This window comes from Micrococcus sp. NPDC078436, assembly GCF_040702705.1.
Classification (GTDB): domain Bacteria; phylum Actinomycetota; class Actinomycetes; order Actinomycetales; family Micrococcaceae; genus Micrococcus.
Genome location: NZ_JBFBLX010000008.1, coordinates 23571 through 44011, shown reverse-complemented (window position 1 = coordinate 44011; position 20441 = coordinate 23571). Strand labels below are relative to the sequence as shown.

At 74.8% G+C, this 20441-nt stretch carries 14 protein-coding genes and 1 tRNA gene; 8 read left to right on the top strand and 7 right to left on the bottom strand.

Features of this window, described 5'->3' with window-relative positions; translation table 11 throughout:
- Positions 1 to 84 precede the first annotated feature (84 nt).
- From AB0302_RS06260 to AB0302_RS06250, 3 genes are all read left to right on the top strand, one after another.
- Positions 85 to 1023 (top strand): DnaJ domain-containing protein, encoded by a 939-nt coding sequence (locus AB0302_RS06260; protein WP_366370890.1) that lies wholly within the window; start codon positions 85 to 87, stop codon positions 1021 to 1023.
- Between the two features lie 109 nt (positions 1024 to 1132).
- Positions 1133 to 1612: a tRNA (cytidine(34)-2'-O)-methyltransferase gene (locus AB0302_RS06255; protein WP_319076305.1), complete on the top strand. Its 480-nt coding sequence runs from the start codon at positions 1133 to 1135 to the stop codon at positions 1610 to 1612.
- A 7-nt stretch (positions 1613 to 1619) separates the two neighbouring features.
- Positions 1620 to 3080: an anti-sigma factor gene (locus tag AB0302_RS06250; protein ID WP_366370889.1), complete on the top strand. Its 1461-nt coding sequence runs from the start codon at positions 1620 to 1622 to the stop codon at positions 3078 to 3080.
- 58 nt (positions 3081 to 3138) lie between these two features.
- Here AB0302_RS06250 and AB0302_RS06245 read toward each other — a convergent pair whose 3' ends face one another.
- Both AB0302_RS06245 and AB0302_RS06240 read right to left on the bottom strand, forming a co-directional pair.
- The gene (locus tag AB0302_RS06245; RefSeq protein ID WP_366370888.1) at positions 3139 to 3939 is read right to left on the bottom strand and encodes a PIG-L deacetylase family protein; all 801 of its coding nucleotides are present in this window, start codon (positions 3937 to 3939) and stop codon (positions 3139 to 3141) included.
- Positions 3936 to 5357 carry a trypsin-like peptidase domain-containing protein gene (locus tag AB0302_RS06240; RefSeq protein ID WP_319076251.1) on the bottom strand — a complete coding sequence of 474 codons (1422 nt, stop codon included), beginning with the start codon at positions 5355 to 5357 and terminating at the stop codon, positions 3936 to 3938. The genes AB0302_RS06245 and AB0302_RS06240 overlap by 4 nt, the downstream gene beginning before the upstream one ends.
- Positions 5358 to 5594: 237 nt before the next feature.
- Here AB0302_RS06240 and AB0302_RS06235 point away from each other — a divergent pair, with 237 nt between their 5' ends.
- From AB0302_RS06235 to AB0302_RS06225, 3 genes are all read left to right on the top strand, one after another.
- On the top strand, positions 5595 to 7778 hold the full coding sequence (locus AB0302_RS06235) for a TPM domain-containing protein (protein WP_366370887.1): 2184 nt from the start codon (positions 5595 to 5597) through the stop codon (positions 7776 to 7778).
- Positions 7779 to 7924: 146 nt separating this feature from the next.
- Entirely contained in the window at positions 7925 to 8734 is an 810-nt protein-coding gene (locus tag AB0302_RS06230) for a PspA/IM30 family protein (RefSeq protein WP_319076253.1), read from the top strand.
- A 192-nt stretch (positions 8735 to 8926) separates the two neighbouring features.
- Complete coding sequence (locus AB0302_RS06225; protein ID WP_366370886.1) at positions 8927 to 10306, top strand: sodium:glutamate symporter; 1380 nt, start codon at positions 8927 to 8929, stop codon at positions 10304 to 10306.
- Positions 10307 to 10445: 139 nt separating this feature from the next.
- Here the strand turns inward: AB0302_RS06225 and AB0302_RS06220 are convergent.
- The 3 genes from AB0302_RS06220 to AB0302_RS06210 all read right to left on the bottom strand — a co-directional run bounded on the left by AB0302_RS06220 (position 10446) and on the right by AB0302_RS06210 (position 14988).
- Positions 10446 to 10519 (bottom strand) — tRNA-Met (locus AB0302_RS06220).
- 110 nt (positions 10520 to 10629) lie between these two features.
- Entirely contained in the window at positions 10630 to 13779 is a 3150-nt protein-coding gene (locus tag AB0302_RS06215) for a UPF0182 family protein (RefSeq protein ID WP_366370885.1), read from the bottom strand.
- Between the two features lie 129 nt (positions 13780 to 13908).
- The gene (locus tag AB0302_RS06210; protein WP_366370884.1) at positions 13909 to 14988 is read right to left on the bottom strand and encodes a S16 family serine protease; all 1080 of its coding nucleotides are present in this window, start codon (positions 14986 to 14988) and stop codon (positions 13909 to 13911) included.
- 204 nt (positions 14989 to 15192) lie between these two features.
- Here AB0302_RS06210 and AB0302_RS06205 point away from each other — a divergent pair, with 204 nt between their 5' ends.
- The gene (locus tag AB0302_RS06205) at positions 15193 to 16593 is read left to right on the top strand and encodes a zinc-dependent metalloprotease (protein WP_366370883.1); all 1401 of its coding nucleotides are present in this window, start codon (positions 15193 to 15195) and stop codon (positions 16591 to 16593) included.
- A gap of 14 nt (positions 16594 to 16607) precedes the next feature.
- On the opposite strand, the gene AB0302_RS06200 is transcribed toward AB0302_RS06205, so the two are convergent.
- Positions 16608 to 17258, bottom strand: coding sequence for a M48 family metallopeptidase (locus tag AB0302_RS06200; RefSeq protein WP_319076260.1), 651 nt, complete (start codon positions 17256 to 17258; stop codon positions 16608 to 16610).
- Between the two features lie 102 nt (positions 17259 to 17360).
- On the opposite strand from AB0302_RS06200, the gene AB0302_RS06195 reads away from it, so the two are divergent.
- Complete coding sequence (locus tag AB0302_RS06195; RefSeq protein ID WP_366370882.1) at positions 17361 to 18218, top strand: ThiF family adenylyltransferase; 858 nt, start codon at positions 17361 to 17363, stop codon at positions 18216 to 18218.
- Positions 18219 to 18284: 66 nt separating this feature from the next.
- On the opposite strand, the gene AB0302_RS06190 is transcribed toward AB0302_RS06195, so the two are convergent.
- Complete coding sequence (locus tag AB0302_RS06190) at positions 18285 to 20414, bottom strand: ATP-dependent DNA helicase UvrD2 (RefSeq protein ID WP_298713798.1); 2130 nt, start codon at positions 20412 to 20414, stop codon at positions 18285 to 18287.
- Positions 20415 to 20441: the final 27 nt, after the last annotated feature.

Here is a 20441-nt window from a genome sequence, read left to right as displayed (position 1 = left end):
CGAGCCGGGAATCTACACCCGCGTGGGGCGCCACGCGGAGCACTCCCGCGATTCCCGGCGCGAGGCGTGCGACACAATGGTGCGATGCCGCACGACGACGGGGACCACCGCACCGCGTATGAGGTCCTGGGCGTGCCCCGGGCCGCCACGGAGGAGGCGGTCCGCCGCGCCTACCGCCGCGCGGCCCGGCAGGCCCATCCCGACGTCGGCGGGGACCCCGCGGCCTTCCGCGCGCTCACGAGGGCATGGGAGACCCTGGGGGACCCCGAGGCCCGCCGGCGGTATGACCTGTCCCTCCCGACGGACCCCGCGCGGGGCGCCGCCGGGCCGGGGGCGGGAGCGCCGTCTGCGCGCGCGGCCGAACGGCCCGGCACGACGCCCGTCCGCTACGACCCGCCGCCGGGCGAGGCGTCCGCGGACCTGGCCGTGCTGGACCTGGCCCGATCGAGCCAGCGCGTGCACGGCGCGCCCCGGCCCCGGGGCCTCCTGCCGGACGAGCACCGCGTGCTGCGTCAGGCCCGGACCCTGGACCTGCTGATGCGCCACGTCCTCGACGCGCTGCCGGCCGCGCGCATCCTGACGGGCCTGCGCCTGGCCGGCCGCTGGGGCCGGCCCCTGGACGTGGACCACGCGGTGCTCTGCGGGCACCGCCTGGCGCTGATCGGATCGGTCCAGGTGCCGGACGGCGTCTACACGTGGGACGGCACGGACCTGCGGGCCGGGACCCGCCCCGTCGCGCCGCCGCTGCTGAGGCCGGCCATGATGGCGTGGCAGCACGCCCTGCCGCACGTCACCGTGGGCGGCTTCGTGCTCGTCATGACGGACCGGGACGCCATGCACACGCCCGTGATCCGGCACGCCCGCGGCGCGGACGACCCCGCCGCGCAGGAGGACCTCCTCACCGAGCCGCCGGCCGCGGGCAAGACGTTCCTGCGGGACCTGCTGCTCTTCCTCGGCTCGGGCGAGCACCGCGACCTCGTGGACCGCCGGGTCCTCGGCGCGCTCGTCGCCCGGCTGCACTGACCGGGCCCGGCACTACCATGGGCGGGTGCCCGATCTCCCCGCATCCGCGCCCCTCAACCCCCACGCCGCAGCGGAGCGGGGCCCCGCCCCCGGCACGCCCGGGTTCCGGATCCTCCTGCACTCCCCGGAGATCCCCGGCAACACGGGCAACGCGATCCGGCTCGCCGCCATCACGGGTGCGGAGCTCCACCTCGTGGAGCCGCTCGGCTTCGGCTTCGAGGACGCCCACCTGCGCAGGGCGGGCCTGGACTACCACGACCTCGCCGTCGTGACCGTGCACCCGGACCTCGAGGCGGCGTTCGCCGCGCTGGGCCCCGCGCGGGTCTTCGCGTTCACGGCCCGGGGCGGCGTGCGCCACGACGAGGTGGCCTACGAGGCGGGGGACGTGCTGATGTTCGGGCGCGAGTCCACCGGACTCGACGCGGAGGTGCTGGCCCACCCGCGGGTCACCGCCGCGGTCCGCCTGCCGATGCAGCCGTCCCGGCGCTCCCTGAACCTGGCCAACGCCGTCTCGGTCGCCGTGTTCGAGGCGTGGCGGCAGCACGGCTTCGCGGGCTCCGCGGCCCCGGACGGCGATTCCCTACACTGAGGTCACCATGGACACGACTGACGCGCACGAGACCCCCGCCCCCGCGCTCGAGGAGGAGGGCGGGCGCTCGCCCTCCGACCCGCTCACGGTGGACGCCCTGCTGCGTCAGAGCGCCCGGGGGGACCGCGCGTCCTTCTCCGCGTTCTACGACGCGACCGTGCCGTGGGTGCACGGGATGGCGGCGGCCATGTTCCGCTCCCCGCGGGACGCGGCCGAGGCGACGCTGCAGACCTACCTCGCCGCGTGGGAGGCGGCCCCCGAGGCCGAGCTGGACCTGAGCGAGAAGGACGACGCCGCTCACCGCGAGCGCCTCGTGTTCGCGTGGCTGGAGGTGCTGGCCCACCGTGTCATGACCGGACTGCTGCGAGAGGAGGCGGAGCCCGGTCGGGGCCGCCTCCCCGACGGCGCCGGGCCGGCCGCCTCCGACCGGCACGCACCTCCGGAGGACCTCAGCGGGCGGGTCGATCCCGCCGCCTTCGAGGCCGTCCGCGGTGCGTGGCTCGGCGGCCTGACCGACGCCCAGCTCGCCGAGCGACTGGGCCTTCCGCGCGACACGGCCCGCACCCTGGTGCGCACCGGCGTCCGCCAGCTCACAGCCGCGCACCGCACGCTGGCCCGCGGACTCGACCAGCCCGCCGACGCGGACGCGGCCCGCACGACCGACGTCCCCCTCGGCGCCACCACCGCCGAGGACCTCGAAGCCGGCCGCGGCGCCCAACTGGCGGACCTGGCCGCCCTCCATGCCCTGAGCCCCGAGGACCACGCCGCGGCCGTCGACGCCGTGCGCCGCCGCGGCGGCGGTGACCTGGCGGTGTGGCGATCACGCGTGGACGGCGCCCGCCGCGCCGTGACATGGGCCTTCCGCGGCGTCGTGGCGGAGCCGCCCTCGGCCCTGCTGGACGACCTGCTCCACCGCCTGCCCGCTCCGGCGGCGGAGGACGCGGCCGGCAGGCCCGTCCGTCCGCCCCGGGACCGGCGGCGACCGCTGAAGATCGCGCTGCTGACCCTCCTGACGCTGCTCGTGGTGGCCGCGGGCGCGTGGGTGGCCTGGGACCAGTTCTCCCGTCCCGGGATCGTGCACCGTGTGGAGTCGGCCCAGGACCTCTACACCACATCCACGTATCCGGGGCGCCAGGGCGGGACGCTCCAGGCGTTCCTCTCCACGGATCAGAACAGCGGGTTCGTCACCGTCAACGGCATGCCCCGGCTTCCCGAGGGCAGGGCCTACCAGGTGTGGCTCTACCCGAAGGACGGCTCGGCCCCCTCCTCGCTCGGGCAGTACGGCTCCGGCGACTTCGGGGACCCGCTGGCGTTCCGCGGCCTGGACCGGTTCGCCGCGCTCTCCCTCACCGAGGAGGCGGACGACTCTCCCGCCGTCCCCACCTCGAAGCCCCTCGTCAGCATCAGCCTGGACCCTGGCTCGCACACCGGGCCCCAGTACGGCGGACGCCCCTCCGGCCACGGCTGAGACGCACCGACCCGCATCGATCGCGGCCCCCGCTCCTCTCGGGCGGGGGCCGCGGCCGTCAGAAGCCGGCGATCGTGCCGGGGCCGTTGACGGTGACGAGGTGGAAGGCCTCGGCCGAGCCCGCGGGGCCGGCCGGGCCCGCGGCGGCACGGTGGTTCTCCGCCAGCATCCCCCGCACGTGCCGGCGCATCCCCTCCAGGTCCGGGTGCTGGGAGAGGTGCGCGTCGAGGGCGCGCAGCTTCACGTCCTCCAGCCCCGTGACGTCCACGGCGAGGTTCCTCCGCTCGGCGGGCGCCGTGTAGAGCATCAGGTGGCGGATGCGGAACGCCTCGAGGCCGGCCTCGGCCAGCTCCGGGTAGGCGTACGGGTTCTCCACGGCGGGGTACGCCGCGCGGACCACCGCCTCCCCGCACGCGAGATGGTCGGGATGGGCGGCCTGCATGCGCTCCCAGTCCCGCTCGGGGTGCGGGGAGAGGACGACGTCGGGGCGCACCTCGCGCATGAGGCGCACGAGCGCCCTGCGGACCCGGTGGTCCGGCTCGAGGTGGCCGTCCCGCTCCCCCAGGAACCGCACGTCCTCCACGCCGATCGCGGCGGCGGCCGCGCGCTGCTCGGCATGCCGGCGGGCCGTCATGGCCTCGGGCCCCGCGGAGTCGAAGCCGCCGGCGTCGCCGTCGGTCACCACGCACAGGACCACGCGCAGCCCGGCCGCGCAGAAGCCCGCCAGGGTCGCCGCGGCGCCGAAGTCGAGGTCGTCCGGGTGGGCGCCCACGGCGAGGACGGTGCGCCAGCCGTGCTGCCGGGCGAGCGCCGCGGGGGTGACCAGGGCGGTCACGGCCGCGTCCGTCGCGGGCGTCACGCGGCGCCCCCGTCCGCGAAGGTGACGTCCGCGGTCCTCTCCTCGCCGCCGCGGCGGTAGTGCACGGTGGCGGTGTCGCCCACGCGCTGCTCACGGACGACGGCGGTGAGGGACTGCGCGTCGGAGACGGCGCGCTCCCCCACGGCGGTGATGACGTCGCCGGACTCCAGCCCCGCCTTCGCGGCGGCGGAGTCGGCGACGACGTCGCGCACCCGCGCGCCGGCGCTGAACACGGCCGCCGAGTCCTCCGATCCGCCCTTGGCCTGCGCAGGCTCGGGGGTGACGCTCACGCCGAGCATGCCGTGGGTGGCCTCGCCGTCCTCGATCAGGTCCTGCGCGATCCGGTGCGCGTAGTCCACCGGGATGGCGAAGCCCACACCGATGTTGCCGGCCTCCCCGGAGCCACCGGCGCCGCCCGCGGAGGCGATCGCCACGTTCACCCCCACGAGGCGGCCCTGGGCGTCCACGAGGGCGCCACCGGAGTTGCCCGGGTTGATGGCCGCGTCGGTCTGCACCACGTTGATGTACACCTCGCCGTGCTGGGCCTGCTGCGCGGAGTTCGGCAGCTCGAACCGGAAGCGCTCCGAGCCGGGTGCGCCGGCGGCGGCGTCCTGCTTCGGGGCCTCCGAGGAGGCGACCGCGATCGTGCGGTCCAGCGTGGAGATGATGCCGTCCGTCACCGTGTTCGGCAGGCCCAGGGGCGCGCCGATCGCGATCGCGTCGTCGCCCACCTTCAGGTCCTTCGAGGAGCCGAGCTCGATGGGGGTGAGCCCCTCGGCGTCGATCTTCAGCACCGCGAGGTCGGAGAGCGGGTCCGTCCCCACCACCGTGGCGGCGTACACCGTGCCGTCCGAGGTGCGGACCGTGAGGGACGGGTCGGCCGCCTGCCCGCCCAGGGTCACCACGTGGGTGTTGGTCAGGATGTGGCCCTCGGCGTCGAGGATCGAGCCGGAGCCGGACCCGGAGCCCTGGGGCGAGGTCGCGGAGATCGTCACGACGGAGGGCAGCGCCTTCCCGGCGGCCTGCCCCACCGCGGTGGCCCCCGTGGGCGGGACGGAGCCGCCGGGCGTCGCGCCGGCCTGGGCCTGCTCTCCCTGCCCCGCACCGCCCTGGCCCTCCTGGGCGGTGCCGGCGACGGCGGCCGGGGCGTCGTCCGCGAGGCGACTCACGCCGGCGCCCACGCCGCCGCCCACGAGCCCGGCGGCCAGCACGGCCGCGGCGAGCGCGCCCATGCCCACGCGGCGCGCCGGACGCACGGCCGCCGCGCCGGAGCGCGTGCCGGCTTCAGGCTCATGATGGGGGGTGGCACCCTGGTGGAGGGTCGCGTCCTGGAGGGGGGCGGTCTGCGGCCCCCGCGTGGTCTCGTCCACGGCGTCCTGCCTCTGCTGCTCGTTGCCTGGAGGCCCGGTGCGGGCCACGCTCTGCGAGCGGACCCGGGCCCTCCGCGCGTCGGTCCTGCCCCGGCGGCGCCCCCATCGTTCCCCCTCCGCCTGGACGTGTCCTGAACGTCTCATCCACATGCGGGACGAAGCAGGGCGGGGCGGACGGGACCCCTGGTTCCCCCGCCGGGCGGCCCCTACACTCGAGCGCAGGTTCCCCCGGGCGCCGCCCTCCTGGCGGCGTCCGCTCCGCACGCCCACCGAAGGAGCGCCTGCATGGCCATCCCCGCCCCCACCACGCACGTCGGCCGGCTCAGCCGCGCCGTGACCGCGGGAGGCGTGGGCCTCGGCCTCGCCGCGCTGGCGGCGCCCGCCGCCCACGCCGTGGTGGCCGTGCCGCCGGGCGTGCAGGTGGTGGACGAGGCGGGCGTCCTCTCCTCCTCCGAGGAGCAGCGCCTCACGCAGGACATCCAGCAGATGCGCCGCGAGACCGGTCAGAACCTCTACGTGGTGTACGTGGACCAGTTCGGCGCCGGGGGCTCCCAGGGAGTGGTGGAGGACGTCAACGCGTCCCGCCCCCTGGGCTCGAATGACCAGGTGCTGGCGATCGCGGTGGAGGAGGGCCTCTACGGCTTCGACGCCGGCAGCGCCCTCAACCGGATGCAGGGGGACATCACCTCGGCGTACATCGGTCCCGCCCTGCCGACGTCGGACCCGGCCGACTGGCTCGCCCCGGCCGAGGCCGCGATCGCGGGCGTGGACGACGCCGCCGACGGCGCGCTCGACGGCCGGGGGGCCAGCGGCACGCAGCTCGATCCGGGCGGCCCGCTCCCCGCGGGCGCCGGGGCCGGCGGCGCCGCCCGGCAGGACTCCGGGCAGCAGGACGCCGCCCCCTCCGACGGCGCGGGCGGCGCGCTGACCGGCCTGCTCGGCGCCGGCGCGGTGGCCGCCGCGGTGGCCGGCGGCGTCGCGGTGGCCCGGGGCCGCAAGCGCAAGGACGGGGGCGAGGCCCGCGGCCGCGAGGTCGCGGCCGGTCCCGCCGCTCCGCGCGACCCCCTGGACGCGCTCCCGGTGGAGGAGCTGCGCACGAAGGCCGGCTCCAAGCTGGTGGCCGCGGACGACGCGATCCGCTCCTCCGAGCAGGAGCTCGGGTTCGCGATGGCCTCCTACGGGGAGAAGTCCGTGGGGACGTTCCGCGAGGACCTGGACAAGGCGAAGGAGCACATGCGCGCCTCCTTCCAGCTCCAGCACCAGCTCGACGACGAGATCCCGGACACCGAGGCCGAACAGCGCTCGTGGCTCAAGGAGATCATCGCGCGCTGCGACGAGGTCGGCGCGGCGCTGGCCGCCCACGAGAAGGAGTTCAACTCCCTGCGGGACCTCGAGAACCGCGTGCCCGAGGCACTGGAGGGCATCGCTGCCAAGGTCCCGGCGGCCGAGGAGCGCGTGCAGCGGGCGGAGTCCGCGCTCGTCGCCCTGCACGGCTCGTACGCCGAGTCCGCCCTCGCCGAGGTCAAGGACAACGCCGCCCAGGCACGCCAGCGCATCGACTTCGTCCGCACCGCGGAGGCGAAGGCCAAGGAGGCCTGGAACTCCGGGGATCGCTCCACCGCCGCCCTGGCCGTGCGCGCCGCAGAGGAGTCCCTCGCCCAGGTGGACACGCTCACCGCGGCCGTCGACGGTGCGGACCAGTCCCTGCGGACGATGCTGCAGAACGTGCACACCGGCATCGCCCAGTCCGAGCAGGACGTGGCCGAAGCCGAGGCCGTGGTCCGCTCCGGCGCCCACGCCGACCTCGCCGGCCCCGTGGCCGGCATGAAGCAGACCCTCACCACGGTCCGCTCCTCCCTCGCCTCCGGACGACCTGACCCGCTGGACCTCCTGCGCCGTCTCGAGGCCGCGCACCGACAGCTCGACGTGCCGCTCTCCAGCGTGCGCGACGGCCGCGAGCAGGCCCGCCAGGCCGCGCAGATGCTCCAGGCGGCGATCGCCCAGGCCCAGGCGCAGATCGACGGGACGGCCTCCTTCATCGGCGCTCGCCGCGGCGCCGTGGGATCCGAGGCGCGCACCCGGCTCGCGGAGGCGGACCGCGCCCTCCAGACCGCCATGCAGCTGGGCGGCTCCGACCCCGTGACGGCCCTGCAGCACGCGCAGCGCGCCTCCCAGCTGGCCGACCGCGCGAGCGAGCTCGCGCAGGAGGACGTGAGCGGCTTCGGCTACGCCGGCGGCATGGGCACCATGGGCTACGGCCCCGGCATGGGCTACCAGCGCAGCGGCGTCGGCGGCGGCTTCGCGGGCGGACTCGGCGGCGCGCTGCTCGGTGGCATCCTCATGAACTCGATGCTCGGCGGCGGCCACCACGACTCGTGGGGCGGCGGCGGCTTCGGCGGATTCGACGGCGGCGGGCTCGGCGGCGGCGACTTCGGCGGCTTCGGCGACATCAGTGGCGGAGGCTTCTGATCGCCCACGACTCCGGCGTCGACGCGCCGGCCCCGGCCCGGTCCTGACCGGCACGGGACCCGTCCGCCCTCGGGCCGGCCGGGACGCACGAACCACCGCGGGCCGCCGGCCCGCGGGAAGTGGAACACCGACGAAAGGCAGACATCATGGTCAAGCAGTCCATCCTCGGTCGCATCAGCACCCTGGCCAAGGCCAACATCAACGCCATGCTCGACAAGGCGGAGGATCCCCAGAAGATGCTGGACCAGATGGTCCGGGACTACACGAACAACATCGCGGAGGCCGAGGCCGCCGTCGCCCAGACCATCGGCAACCTGCGCATGATCGAGGACGACTACCGCGAGGACCAGGACGCGTCCCGCAGCTGGGGCCAGAAGGCCCTCGCCGCCTCGCAGAAGGCCGACGACTTCCGCAGCAGCGGCGACACCGCCTCCGCGGACAAGTTCGACAACCTCGCCAAGGTCGCCATCGAGCGCCAGATGGACGCCGAGCGCCAGATGAAGTCGGCCGAGCCGACCATCACCTCCCAGCGCGACATCGTGGAGCGCCTCAAGACCGGCCTCGACCAGATGAAGGTCAAGCGCCAGCAGCTGGTCTCCAAGCGGGACGAGCTCACGGCCCGCGCGAAGTCCGCCCACGCCCAGTCCGCCGTGGCCGACGCCGTGAAGTCCATCGACCTGCTGGACCCCACCTCCGAGGTCAACCGCTTCGAGGAGAAGGTCCGCCGTGAGGAGGCCCGCGTGCGCGGCCAGCAGGAGCTCGCCTCCTCCTCCCTGGACGCCCAGTTCGAGTCCCTCGAGGACCTCGGCGAGCAGACCGAGGTCGAGGCGCGCCTCGCTGCCCTCAAGGCCGGCCAGTCGCCCGCCCAGATCGAGTCCTCCGCCGCCGAGGGCCAGAACCTCCAGCTGGACTACGCCGAGGACGAGACGGCCACCCAGGCCCAGGCCCAGGCCTGATCGCCTGCGGGACGACGCCGGCCGCGCCGCGGCCGCGTCCGCCCCTCGACGACGGCGACGTCGAGCACCCCTCCCGGGTGCCCGGCGTCGCCGTCTTCGCGTCTGCGGGGGCGGATTGCTAGGGTCCCCCAGTCCCCCGCATCCCTCGGGGGATCCTCGTTCCTCCCTCGCACCCGACAGGGGTACCTCCACATGCAAGACCAGTTCACGGCGTGGTCCGTCCTGGTGGACGCGGGCCTGATCGGCGCGCTGCTCGCCGTCGGCACGCTCGGCCGCGCCCTCATCAAGCCCCTCCAGACCCTGATGATCCCCGCCTCGGTGATCGCCGGCATCCTGGGGCTGGCCCTGGGCCCGAACGGCGCCGGATGGCTGCCCTTCAGCTCCCAGCTGGGCACGTACGGCTCGATCCTGATCGTCATCGTGTTCGTGTGCATCGCGCTCACCGACGACTTCGACGTCCGCAAGATCGGCCGCCCCGTGGGCGCGTTCGCGTCCTACGGCGTGCTGATCTACGCCTCCCAGGTGGCCATCGGTGCCCTCATCACACTGGTCCTGCTGCAGCCGCTGTTCGACGCGCCCGACTCGTTCGCCGCCCTGCTGTTCGCCGGCTGGGCGGGTGGCTTCGGCTCCGCGGCGGCCGTGGGCCAGGCGTACGCGGCCAACGGTGATGCGACCGTCACCTCGCTGGCCTACACCTCCGCCACGGTCGGCATGATCGTCGGCGTGGTGGGTGGCATCATCCAGGCCAAGATCGGCGCGCAGCGCGGCCACGCGCGGGAGTTCGCGGGCCTCACCTCCATCCCGGAGGAGCTGCGCACCGGGGTGCTGAACCAGGTGGAGGAACGCCCGGTCATCGGCCGGCACACCTTCTCGGCGGCCTCGGTGGAGTCGCTGGCCTTCCAGGTCGGCGTCGTCGCGATGATCGCGGCGGCCGCGCACGGCGTCGTCACGTGGATCACCGCCGTGTGGCCGCAGGTCGTGGGCGAGGGCGGGCCCCAGCTGATCATCCCGGCGTTCGCGATCGCGTTCATCATGGGCCTGGTCGCGCGCGTGCTGTTCCAGGCCACACGGACCGCGAAGTTCCTGGACTCCGCCTCGCTCAACTCGGTCTCGGGCACCGCCACGGACATCCTCATCGTGTGCGGCATCGCCTCGATCGCCCCCACCGTGGTGGTCGAGTACTGGCAGCCCCTGCTCGTGCTCTTCGTCGTGGGCCTGGCCCTCGCGCTGGCGCTCGGCACCTTCGTGGCCCCGCGCGTCATGACCGACTCGTGGTTCGAGAAGCAGCTGTTCACGTGGGGCTGGGCCACCGGCGCGGTCGCCACCGGCGTGGCCATGCTGCGCATCGTGGACCCCAAGCTGAAGTCCGGGACCATGGAGCAGTTCGGCGTGGCCTACATTCCCGTGGTGCCCGTCGAGATCGCCGCCGTGTCCTTCGTGCCGCTGCTGCTGATCGCGGGCCTGGCCTGGTCGGTGGTGGGCATCTGGGGCGCGATCGCCGTCGCCGCGATCCTCGTCTCCATCTGGCTGCGGCGCACGGATCCGGCGCGCCGGGCGGCCGTGAAGGCGTGAGCCTCCCGCACTCCGACGGCGGCGTCGAGCGGTCCCCCACCACGAGCGGTGGAGGTCCGCCGGACGCCGCCGTCGTCTCAGCCGGGGTCCTCCCGGACACGCACGAAGGCCCCCAGCAGATGCTGGGGGCCTTCTCTCGTTGCGGGGGCAGGATTTGAACCTGCGACCTCCGGGTTATGAGCCCGGCGAGCTACCGAACTGCTCCACCCCGCGGCGACTCGTATGACTATACACACCCGGAGCAGTGCGTTCAAATCGAGGACAGCCGCCCGTCACCTGACGGCCACGCCCCCGCCATCCGAGACGGCGGGGGCGTGGTCGGATCAGCCCGCGGGCTGGGGCTCGGCGGCCTCCTCCGCCCCGTCCGCGGGCGGGGTCCCGCGCAGGGCGTCGTCGGCCGCCGTCGCCCGCTTCAACGCCTCGTCGAGGCGCTTCTGCTGCTCGCCGTAGGCGGCCCAGTCGCCCGCCGCCATGGCCTCCTGGCCGCGCGCGATGGCGTCCTGCGCCTCCGCGAGCGCGGCGCTCAGCTCCTGGTCCGCGGGCTTCGGCTCCCCGGGCTCACCCTGGCCGGGCTCGCCCTCGCCGTCGCCCTGGTTCTCCTCCGGGGTCACGGCCCCGGAGTCGCCGCCGAAGACCTGGTCCAGGGCCTCCTGGAGGGTGTCGGCGAAGCCCACCCTGTCCCCGAAGGAGACCAGCACCTTGCGCAGGGTGGGGTAGGACGTGGCGCCCGAGGAGCGCACGTACACGGGCTGCACGTAGAGGATTCCGCCCGCCACCGGGAGCGTGATCATGTTGCCGTTGAGCACCTCCGAGGCGCCCTGGCGCAGCAGGTTCAGCTCCTGGGAGACGCCGGCGTTGGAGTCGAAGTTGGCCTGCGCCTGGCCCGGCCCGGGGACCGTGGTCTGGCGCGGCAGCTCCAGCAGACGGAGCGTGCCGTAGCCCTCGGCCCGCTCACCGTCCCTGCCCGTGCCGGCGTCGCCGCTGGCCGAGAGGAACCCGTAGAGGACGTTGCGCTGCTGCGAGCCCTCGGTGATCTGCGGGATGTAGGTGGTGGTCAGCGAGTACGCGGGCTCGTCCTGGCCGGGCACCTGCAGGGTCATGTAGTACGGGGGCTGCTTGACGTTCGGGTCGTCCTGCGTGGGGTCGGCGGGCACGGACCAGGCGTCGTTGTTCTCGTAGAAGTCGTCTGCGTCGGTCACGTGGTAGCGGCCCAGCAGCTCGCGCTGCACCTTGAACATGTCCTCCGGGTAGCGCACGTGGTCCAGGAGGGCGGCGCTCATCTCCGAGTAGGGCTTGAGCGAGGACGGGTACACGCCCTGCCACGCCTTCAGCAGCGGGTCCTCCTCGTCCCAGGCGTAGAGCTCCACGGAGCCGTCGTAGGCGTCCACGGTGGCCTTCACGGAGTTGCGGATGTAGTTCACCTGGCCGGTCAGCAGCGCCCGCTGGTCGCGGTTCAGCGCGTCCTGCGTGGCGTCGCCGAGGCGCTGCGACGTGGAGTAGGGGAACTGGTCGGACGTCGTGTAGGCGTCCACGATCCACTTCACGCGCCCGTTCACGATCGCCGGGTAGGCGTTGGTGTCCACCGTCAGGTACGGGGCCACCTTGCGGACCCGCTCCTCCGGATGGCGGTCGTAGAGGATCTGCGAGGCGCTGTTCACATCCGAGGAGAGCAGGAGCTCGGGCGAGCCGAACTTCACGGCATAGGCGAGCTTGTTGAAGAGCCCGCCCACGGCCGGGCCGCCGTCGCCGGCGAAGGTGTAGGCCGTGTCCTCCCCGGAGTCCGCCGTCTGGGGGCGGTCGCGCTCGACGGCGGGGGCGCCCTCCGGCGCGCCCACCACGGAGTACTCGGGCGAGTTGAGCCCGAAGTAGATGCGCGGCTCGTACTGGGAGTCGTCAGTGAGCGGGCCCCGCGAGGGGATCTCGGAGAGCAGGAAGGAGGGACGGCCGCCGGCCGCCACCTCGGAGGCGTCAGCCATGACCATGCCGTAGCCGTGCGTGTAGATGGCATGGCGGTTCACCCAGGACTGGGAGTCCTCCACGTTCACGTCGCGCGCGGCGAGGATGGTGTCCCGGGACTCGCCGTCCACCTCGTAGCGGTCCACGTGCAGCGTGCCGGGGAACGAGTAGTAGGGGCGGAACTGCTGGAGCTGCCCGAAGGTCTGCGAGATGAGGTTCGGGTCCATGAGGCGCACGTTGGCCGTGTTGGCCTCCTCGCCGGCGAGGGCTCCCTCCTGCGCCTCGACGCTGCCCTCGTAGGTGGTGACCTGCACGTCGTCGAGGCCGTAGGCCTCACGGGTCATCCGGATGTTGCGGTCGATGTACTCGGCCTCGAGCGTGCGCTCGGAGGGCTGCACCTGATACTGCTGCACCAGGTACGGGTAGGCCGTGCCCACCACGAGGGCGGTGATGACCAGCACGGCGGTGCCCACCAGCGGCAGGCGCCACTGTCCGGAGAACACGGTCCACACGAACAGCGCGGCCACGATCAGGGCGGTGACCGCGAGGATCGCAGAGGTGGGGATCACGGCGTTGACGTCCGTGTACATGGCGCCCGCCCACGAGCCGGTCTGTGACTGCGTGGTGCGGTACCGGTTGAGCCAGAACGTGACGGCCTGGAGGAGCAGGAACAGCGCCAGCGTCACCGCGATGTGGACCCGCGCGGAGGGCGTGACGGACAGTCCCCCGGAGTCCTCCACCCGCACGGAGCCGTACAGGTAGTGGATGATGAGGCCGGCGATCCCCGCCACGAGCACCACGGAGACGAGGTACCCGACCACGAGGGTGAGGAACGGGAGCGTGGCCAGGAAGAACATGAGGTCCAGGCCGAACTCGGGGTCCGTCTGGCCGTAGGGCACCTGGTGGAGGAACAGCTGGACGGTCGTCCAGCCGTTCATGGCCGCCGAGCCCGCGAAGAGGCCCAGGATGACCGGCACCGCGAGGAACACGAGGCGGCGCATGGGCTCGAGCTGGCGCTGGGCCTGGCTGAGCGAGTCGCGCGCGTCGGCGGGGGCGTCCTGCCGGCGGTGGCGCCACGCGAGCCGCATCGCCAGCCACACGGCGGAGCCCATCAGGAGCGCGCCGATCAGGAACAGGGCCGCCTTGGTGAGGACCTCGGTCCAGAAGACGTCCTCGTAGCCCACCTGGGAGAACCAGAGCACGTCCGTGTACACGTTGGTGAACAGCACGAACAGGCCCACCAGGATCGCCACGGAGACGATCGTGAGCACGAGCGCACTGGGGCGGCCGGGGGTCGCCGGCCGGGGCCGGCCGGCCGCCGAGCTGCCGTTGCCGTCGCCGGGCCCGCTGGGACCGCCGCTGCCGGGGCTCGCGGGCCCGCCGTCGCCCGGGCCCATGGGGGCGCCGCCGAAGGGGCCGAAGCCGCCGAAGGGGCCGGAGCCCCCCGCGCCGGCGGATCCGCCGCCGTCACGGGGCGGGCCGCCGAAGGGCCCGCCGCTTCCCTGTCCGAAGCTCACTGTCTCTCCTCTCCCCGCCGGGGGCGGGGTCTGGGGTCGGCGCCGTGCCGGGCGGCACGGGCGTCTGGGGTCCGGGGTCGTCCGCCGCGGCCACGGAGGGGACGCGCGGGATGTCGAAGGGCGGGGGGATCACCCACAGGTGGGCACCCCGTCGGGGGTCTCGCCGCGGCCCACGGCCTCGACCACGCCGCGCGCGGTCGTGAGGGTGTCCACGGCGTAGACGGCGATGCCCTCGGGCACGCGGCCGTCGAGGTCCGCGCAGTTGGCGGCCGGGGCCAGGAACACGGCCGCTCCGGCGTCGGCGGCGCCGCGCACCTTCTGGGCGATGCCGCCGATGGGACCGACCTCGCCCTCCTCGGTGATGGTGCCGGTGCCCGCGATGTGCGCGCCGCCCGTCATCGCGCCGGGCGTGAGGCGCTCCAGGACGGCGAGGGCGAACATGGTGCCCGCGGAGGGGCCGCCGATGTCCTCGAGGCTGATCTCCACGTCCACCGGGAAGTCGTACACGGTCTCGAGGTACACGCCGATCTGCCACGCCTGGCCCGCGCCCTCCGGCGCGGCGCGCACGGGGACCTCCACGTCCGTCTCGACGCCGTCCCGGAGCACACGCAGGGCGACCGGCCCGGGGCCGGCGGCGTCGACCGCCGAGCGCAGGGCGGCGACGTCGTCCACGGGCGTCCCGCCCGCCGTGAGCACCTCGTCGCCGGCACGCAGCACGTCGCGGGCCGGGCTGTCCGGGGCGAACTCCCGCACGGCGAGCCCGCGGCCGTAGTCGCGGCCGAGCTCGTGCAGGGCGGCCGCCGTCGCCAGGTCCTGGGAGGCGGTCATGGCCCACGCGTTGGACTCGCTCACCTGGTCCGCGGACACGCCCGTGGGGTAGACCAGCTCGCGCGGCGTGGTGTCGCGTCCCGGGTCCACGAGCGCGCCCGCGAGCTCGAGGACGGAGGTGGAGCCCGTCGGCGGGCCGGAGACCATCACGGTGGTCATGTCCAGGGCGCCCTCCCCCGGGTCCACCCGGGAGGCGCCGTCGACGGTGAGGACGGGGTGGCCGTCGGCCTCCCCCAGCACGTCGATGGCCGGGCCGGGCCCCTCCAGCAGGTACGGCGCGGGCAGCGCCAGGGCGGTGGCCGCCGAGGCGGCGGCGATCCATCCGGAGACCGACGGGCGCGCGGCGCCGCGGCGGCTCCTTGCGCGGGGCACTGCGGGCACGCGACACCGACTTTCCTGCCGTGGTCCTGGATCAGGGGCCGTCGCCGCAGGCGCGGACGCGCTGGCGGGGGGACGGTCGCACCAGTCTACGGGGCCGCCGCGGCCGGGGCCGGGCCGGAGCGCCGTCGTGCGCCCTGCGCGAACCGCGGCGCCGCGCCGTCCATCCGTGGGCCTGGCGCGAGGCCCGCGGATACGCTGTTCGGCATGACTGACCACCCGCAGACCCCCGGATCCGACGACGGCCGCGACCCCCTGGAGGACATGCTCCGGCAGATGTTCGGCGGGCAGGCCCCGGACGTCGAGGAGATCCGCCGCGCCATGCAGGGCATGGGCGGGACCGGCGGCATGCCCTTCGACCCCTCCCGGCTGGACCCCGCCATGATGCAGCAGGCCATGGCGCAGTTCCAGGCCATGATGAACCCGGGCGCGGGCTCCGAGGGCCCGGTCAACTGGACCCTGGCCAAGCAGGCCGCGCGCCAGGCGGTCGCCGGCGAGGACCCCGCCGTGGGCTCCTTCGCCCGCCGCGAGGTGGACGAGGCCCTGCGCCTGGCCGAGCTCTGGCTGGACGGCGTGACGGACACGGAGTCCACGGGGCAGATGGGGGCCGCGTGGTCCCGCGCCGAGTGGGTCGAGGCCACCATGGAGAACTGGCAGCGGATGACCGGCCCCGTGGCCGTCTCGCTCGCGAACGCGATGTCCGCCGCCATCGAGCAGCAGCTGCCCGGCCAGCTGCCCGAGGGCATGGACCCCTCGATGCTGGGCGGCCTGCAGCCCATGCTCAAGAACATGGGCGGCACCATGTTCGGCCTCCAGCTCGGCGGCGCCGTGGGCGCGCTCGGCAAGGACGTGCTCTCGGGAACGGACATCGGCCTGCCGATCGCCGGCCACCGCCTGGCCCTGATCCCCGTGAACATCGAGGAGTTCGGCGACGGGCTCAGCGTCCCGGACGACCAGGTGCGCCTGTACCTCGCGCTGCGCGAGGTGGCCCGCATGCGCCTCTTCCTGCACTCCCCGTGGCTCGAGCGGGACCTGTTCGCCGCGATCGAGCAGTACGCGGCCGGCATCCGCCTGGACGTGAGCGGGATCGAGCGGGCCGCGGAGTCCGTGGACCCCATGGACCCGGAGTCCATGCAGGCCGTGTTCGACGGCGCCTCGTTCATCGCAGAGCCGGATGCCACCCAGCGCGCCGCCCTCGAGCAGCTAGAGATGCTCATCGCCCTCGTGGAGGGCTGGGTCGACGTCGTCGTCGCCGAGGCGGCCACGCCGCTGGAGTCCGCGAGCGCGCTGCGCGAGACCATGAACCGTCGGCGCGCCTCCGGGGGACCCGCCGAGCAGGCGTTCGCCGCCCTCGTGGGCCTCGAGCTGCGCCCGCGCCGCCTGCGCGAGGCGGCCGCGTTCTGGGAGCACGTCACGGCCGAGCAGGGCAAGGAGTACCGCGAGGCGATCTGGCGCCATCCCGAGCGCCAGCCCACGGGCGAGGACCTCGACGACCCCACGGGCTACGCGCAGCGCCGCACGGCCGCGGACGCCTCCACGGACGCCCTCGACGACGAGCTGCAGCGGCTACTCGACGGCGGCTTCGGTGAGGCCCCCAAGGAGGGCTGAGCCCCGCGCCTGCCTCAGCCCCCCTCGACGTCGTCGCCCCAGCCCGGGGCGGCGACGTCGTCGTCTGCGGAAGCGGGCCCGGCGGCGAGGCCGCGACCCTGCGCGTAGGTGACGCCGGCGAGGAACGCCATGGCCTCGGCGTAGCGGGGGTGGCGGGCGACGAGCCTCTGGAAGCGGGGCCCGTGGCCGGACTCGAGCAGGTGGGCCACCTCGTGCACCAGCACGGCCTCCACCACCCAGTCGGGCATGCCGCGCAGCTGCGCCGAGAGCCGGATGGTGCGCCGAGCCGGGGTGCACGATCCCCAGCGGTGCCGCTGCCGCGTGGACCACGTGACGCTCACCGGATCCGCCTCGCCCCCGTAGTGCTCGGCCGAGACGCGGCGCGCCCAGGCCAGCAGGGCGGCGTCGCCCGGGGCGGAGGCCCCGGGGTCGGGCCTAGCGGGCGCCGGGGCCGCGCCCGCGCGCTCGACCATGCGGGAGATCCATTCCCGCTCCTCGGCGCGGGAGAGCCGGGCGGGGACGGAGACCTGCAGGCGGCCCTCGCGCCACACGGCGGACACGGTGCGCGTGCGCGCGGTGGAGCGCACGAGCCGCACGGGCGTGCCCTCCCAGTCGAGGTCGACGGTCTCGCGGACCGGGCGGGAGGCGGGGCGACGCGGCGGCATCGCTCCATTGTGCGCGACGGCTCCGCGGATCCCTGTGGATGAGGCCCCCGCGGCGCCTCCCTCGTGACACCGTGGGGCCACGTCGAGCGATCGGAGACCTCCATGCCCCGCCCCCTCCCGCTTCCCGACGGCGAAGGCCGTCCCACCTCCTCCGCTCCTCCCCACGGCCCGCCCGCGGACTTCCCCGACGGCGTCCACGTCACGGGGCTCGGCCGCACCGGGCTGGCGATCGCCCTGCTCCTGGCCAGCCGGGGCATGGGCCCGCTCGCCCTGTGGGATCCCACGCCCGTGGGGGCGTCGGACCTCGGCACGGGCTACCGGCCGGCGGACCTCGGCCGGCCCCGTGCCGTCGCGGCCGAGCGGCGGATCCGCGAGCTCCACCCGCGCGAGCGGGTGTTCGCCCACCACGGGCCGGAGGCCGTGCTCATGGGGACGGCCACCGTCTCGGTGACGCGCGGGCGGATCGACGAATCGCTCGTGGCGCGGGCGCTGGCCGCCGAGCACCCGCTCCTGCCGGTGGTCGTGGACGAGGAGTCGGCCGTCGGGCCCTGGACGATCGCCGGATCCCCCGGGTGCGCCCTGTGCGAGCACGTCCGCCGCCCGGCGGAGGAGGCCGCCACCGGCCGCAGCCGCGACGCGGCGTGGGAGGACGGGCCGGGCGAGGAGGATCCGGAGAGTGTGCTCGGGGCACTGCGCACCGCCGTCCTCGTCCACGACCTGCTGATCGCGGGCTCCTCCTCCCCCGCATGGCAGGGCGTCGTGCGCAGCTGGGCCTATGCGCTGGACGAGACCACCGAGGGCGTCCGCCCGCGGCACGGGTGCCCGTGCGACCCGGACGGGATGGCGGCGGACCTGGCCGCGCTCACCCGGGAGCTGAGCGGGGAGCTGCACCAGGAGTTCGGGGTGCTGCCCGGCTTCGGCGGGCCGCCGGACCTCGGGGAGCCTTCGTCGGGGGCCTGACCCGGGCGCGTGATCCGACCCCCCGGCATCTCAGGCGAGCATGGTGCCTCAGGCGGACCTGGTGACTCAGGCGGGCGCGGTGCCGTGGAGCAGCTCGAGCACGTCCGGGCCGTAGCGGTCCAGCTTGGCCTTGCCCACGCCCGGGACCTTGATGAGGTCGAGGGGGGTGGCCGGCATGGCCTCCGCGATCGCCACGAGGGTCGCGTCCGTGAACACCACGAACGCGGGCACCTTCCCCGCGCGGGCGGTGCTGGCGCGCCAGTCCCGCAGGGTGTCGAGAACGGCCTCGTCGTACGTGGCCGGGCAGTCCAGGCAGCGGCCGACCTTGCGCTCGGCGCCCGTCTCGAGGGCCTTGCCGCACGTGCGGCACGTGGCCACGGTGGCGCCGCGCCGCCGACCGCGGGGTGCGCCTGCCCCGGACGCGGCGGCGGGGGCGTGCTCGCGGGTGCCGCCGAGGGTCGGGTCGATGTCCCGCAGGAAGCGGGAGGCCCGCCGCGAGGCGCGCCCGCCGGTGCCGCGGGAGAGCGTCCACGTCAGCGACAGATGCTGGCGGGCGCGCGTGATGCCCACGTAGAGCAGGCGGCGCTCCTCGTCGATCTCGGCGGGCGTGTCCGCGAAGGAGATGGGCATGAGCCCCTCGGACAGCCCCACCAGGAAGACCGCGTCCCACTCGAGGCCCTTGGCCGAGTGCAGGGAGGCGAGCGTGACGCCCTGCACCGTGGGGGCGTGCTGGTGCTGGGCGCGCTCGTCGAGCTCGGCCACCAGCTCGGTGAGCGTGAACTCGGCTCCGCGGGCGGCGGCCAGCTGGTCGGCGAGGTTCACGAGCGCGTGCAGCGACTCCCAGCGCTCGCGCGCCGCGCCCGTGGCGGCGGGCGGCTCGGCCGAGTACCCGAGGGAGGCCAGGACGTCCCGTGCACGGGCGGTCACCTCCTCCCCCGTGAGACCCGGGTCGGCGCGTGCCGCGGCGCGCAGCTGCAGGATGCCGTCGCGCACCTCGCGGCGGGAGAAGAAGCGCTCGCCGCCCCGCAGCTGGTAGCCCAGTCCCGCCGCGGACAGAGCGGTCTCGAACGCCTCCGACTGGCCGTTCGTGCGGAAGAGGACCGCGATCTCGGCGGGCGGAGTGCCCCCGTCCACGAGCTCGCGGATCCGCTGGGCCACCCAGCCCGCCTCGGCCTCGTCGTCCGTGCACTCGGCGAAGACGACGTCGGGCCCCGCGGGGCGCTGCGAGGTGAGCTGGAGCGGCTCGGGCCAGTGCGGGAGCCGGCGGTCGCGCTGCCCCTCCGCCGTGCGCGCCGCGAGGAGCCGGTTGGCGGCCTCCACGATCTGGGGGCTCGAGCGGTAGTCGCGCACGAGCTTGACGACGGTGGCCTCCTGGTGGCGCTCGCGGAAGCCTGTGAGGAAGCGGGAGGTCGCGCCCGTGAACGAGTAGATCGTCTGGGATGAGTCGCCCACCACGCACAGGTCCGCGCGGTCCCCGAGCCAGAGGTCCAGGAGGCGGTGCTGCAGCGGGGAGACGTCCTGGTACTCGTCCACCACGAAGACGCGGTACTGGTCCCGGATCGTGGCCGCGATGCGCGGCTCCGTGGAGAGGATGCCCACGAGGATGAGCAGCACGTCCTCGAAGTCGATCATGTTGCGGGCGGTCTTGGCCTCCTCGTACCCCGTGTAGAGGCGTGCCACGGTGGTGGCGGTCCAGCCCGAGGGCATCTCCCGCTCCTTGGCCGCCTCGGCGTATCCCTCGGGAGCGTGGAGGGAGACCTTGGCCCACTCGATCTCGCCGGCGAGGTCGCGCAGCCCGGCGCGGTCCACGCTCATGCGCATGCCCTGGGCCACCTGGGTGAGCAGGCGCACCTTGTTCTCCACGAGCGTGGGCATCGGACCGCCGACGGCCTGCGGCCAGAAGTACTGCAGCTGGCGCAGCGCGGCGGAGTGGAACGTGCGGGCCTGGACGCCGTCCACCCCGAGGTCGCGCAGGCGCGTGCGCATCTCCGCGGCCGCGCGCGCAGTGAACGTCAGCGCGAGGGTGCGGTGGGGGTCGAACACCCCGGAGGCGACGCCGTAGGCGATGCGGTGGGTGATGGCGCGGGTCTTGCCCGTGCCGGCACCGGCCAGGATGCACACGGGGCCCCGGAGGGCGGTGGCGGCCTGCCGCTGCTCGGCGTCGAGCCCGCGGAGGATCTCATCGGGAGTGCTCATGCGGGACGAGTCCTCCTCGGTGTCCAG

Excerpts from the sequence above, each read along its gene's own strand:
- AB0302_RS06260 (WP_366370890.1), top strand. The coding sequence starts at position 85 with ATGCCGCACGACGACGGGGACCACCGCACCGCGTATGAGGTCCTGGGC.
- AB0302_RS06250 (WP_366370889.1), top strand. The coding sequence starts at position 1,620 with ATGGACACGACTGACGCGCACGAGACCCCCGCCCCCGCGCTCGAGGAG.
- AB0302_RS06235 (WP_366370887.1), top strand. The coding sequence starts at position 5,595 with ATGGCCATCCCCGCCCCCACCACGCACGTCGGCCGGCTCAGCCGCGCC.
- AB0302_RS06230 (WP_319076253.1), top strand. The coding sequence starts at position 7,925 with ATGGTCAAGCAGTCCATCCTCGGTCGCATCAGCACCCTGGCCAAGGCC.
- AB0302_RS06225 (WP_366370886.1), top strand. The coding sequence starts at position 8,927 with ATGCAAGACCAGTTCACGGCGTGGTCCGTCCTGGTGGACGCGGGCCTG.
- AB0302_RS06205 (WP_366370883.1), top strand. The coding sequence starts at position 15,193 with ATGACTGACCACCCGCAGACCCCCGGATCCGACGACGGCCGCGACCCC.
- AB0302_RS06200 (WP_319076260.1), bottom strand. The coding sequence starts at position 17,258 with ATGCCGCCGCGTCGCCCCGCCTCCCGCCCGGTCCGCGAGACCGTCGAC.
- AB0302_RS06195 (WP_366370882.1), top strand. The coding sequence starts at position 17,361 with ATGCCCCGCCCCCTCCCGCTTCCCGACGGCGAAGGCCGTCCCACCTCC.
- AB0302_RS06190 (WP_298713798.1), bottom strand. The coding sequence starts at position 20,414 with ATGAGCACTCCCGATGAGATCCTCCGCGGGCTCGACGCCGAGCAGCGG.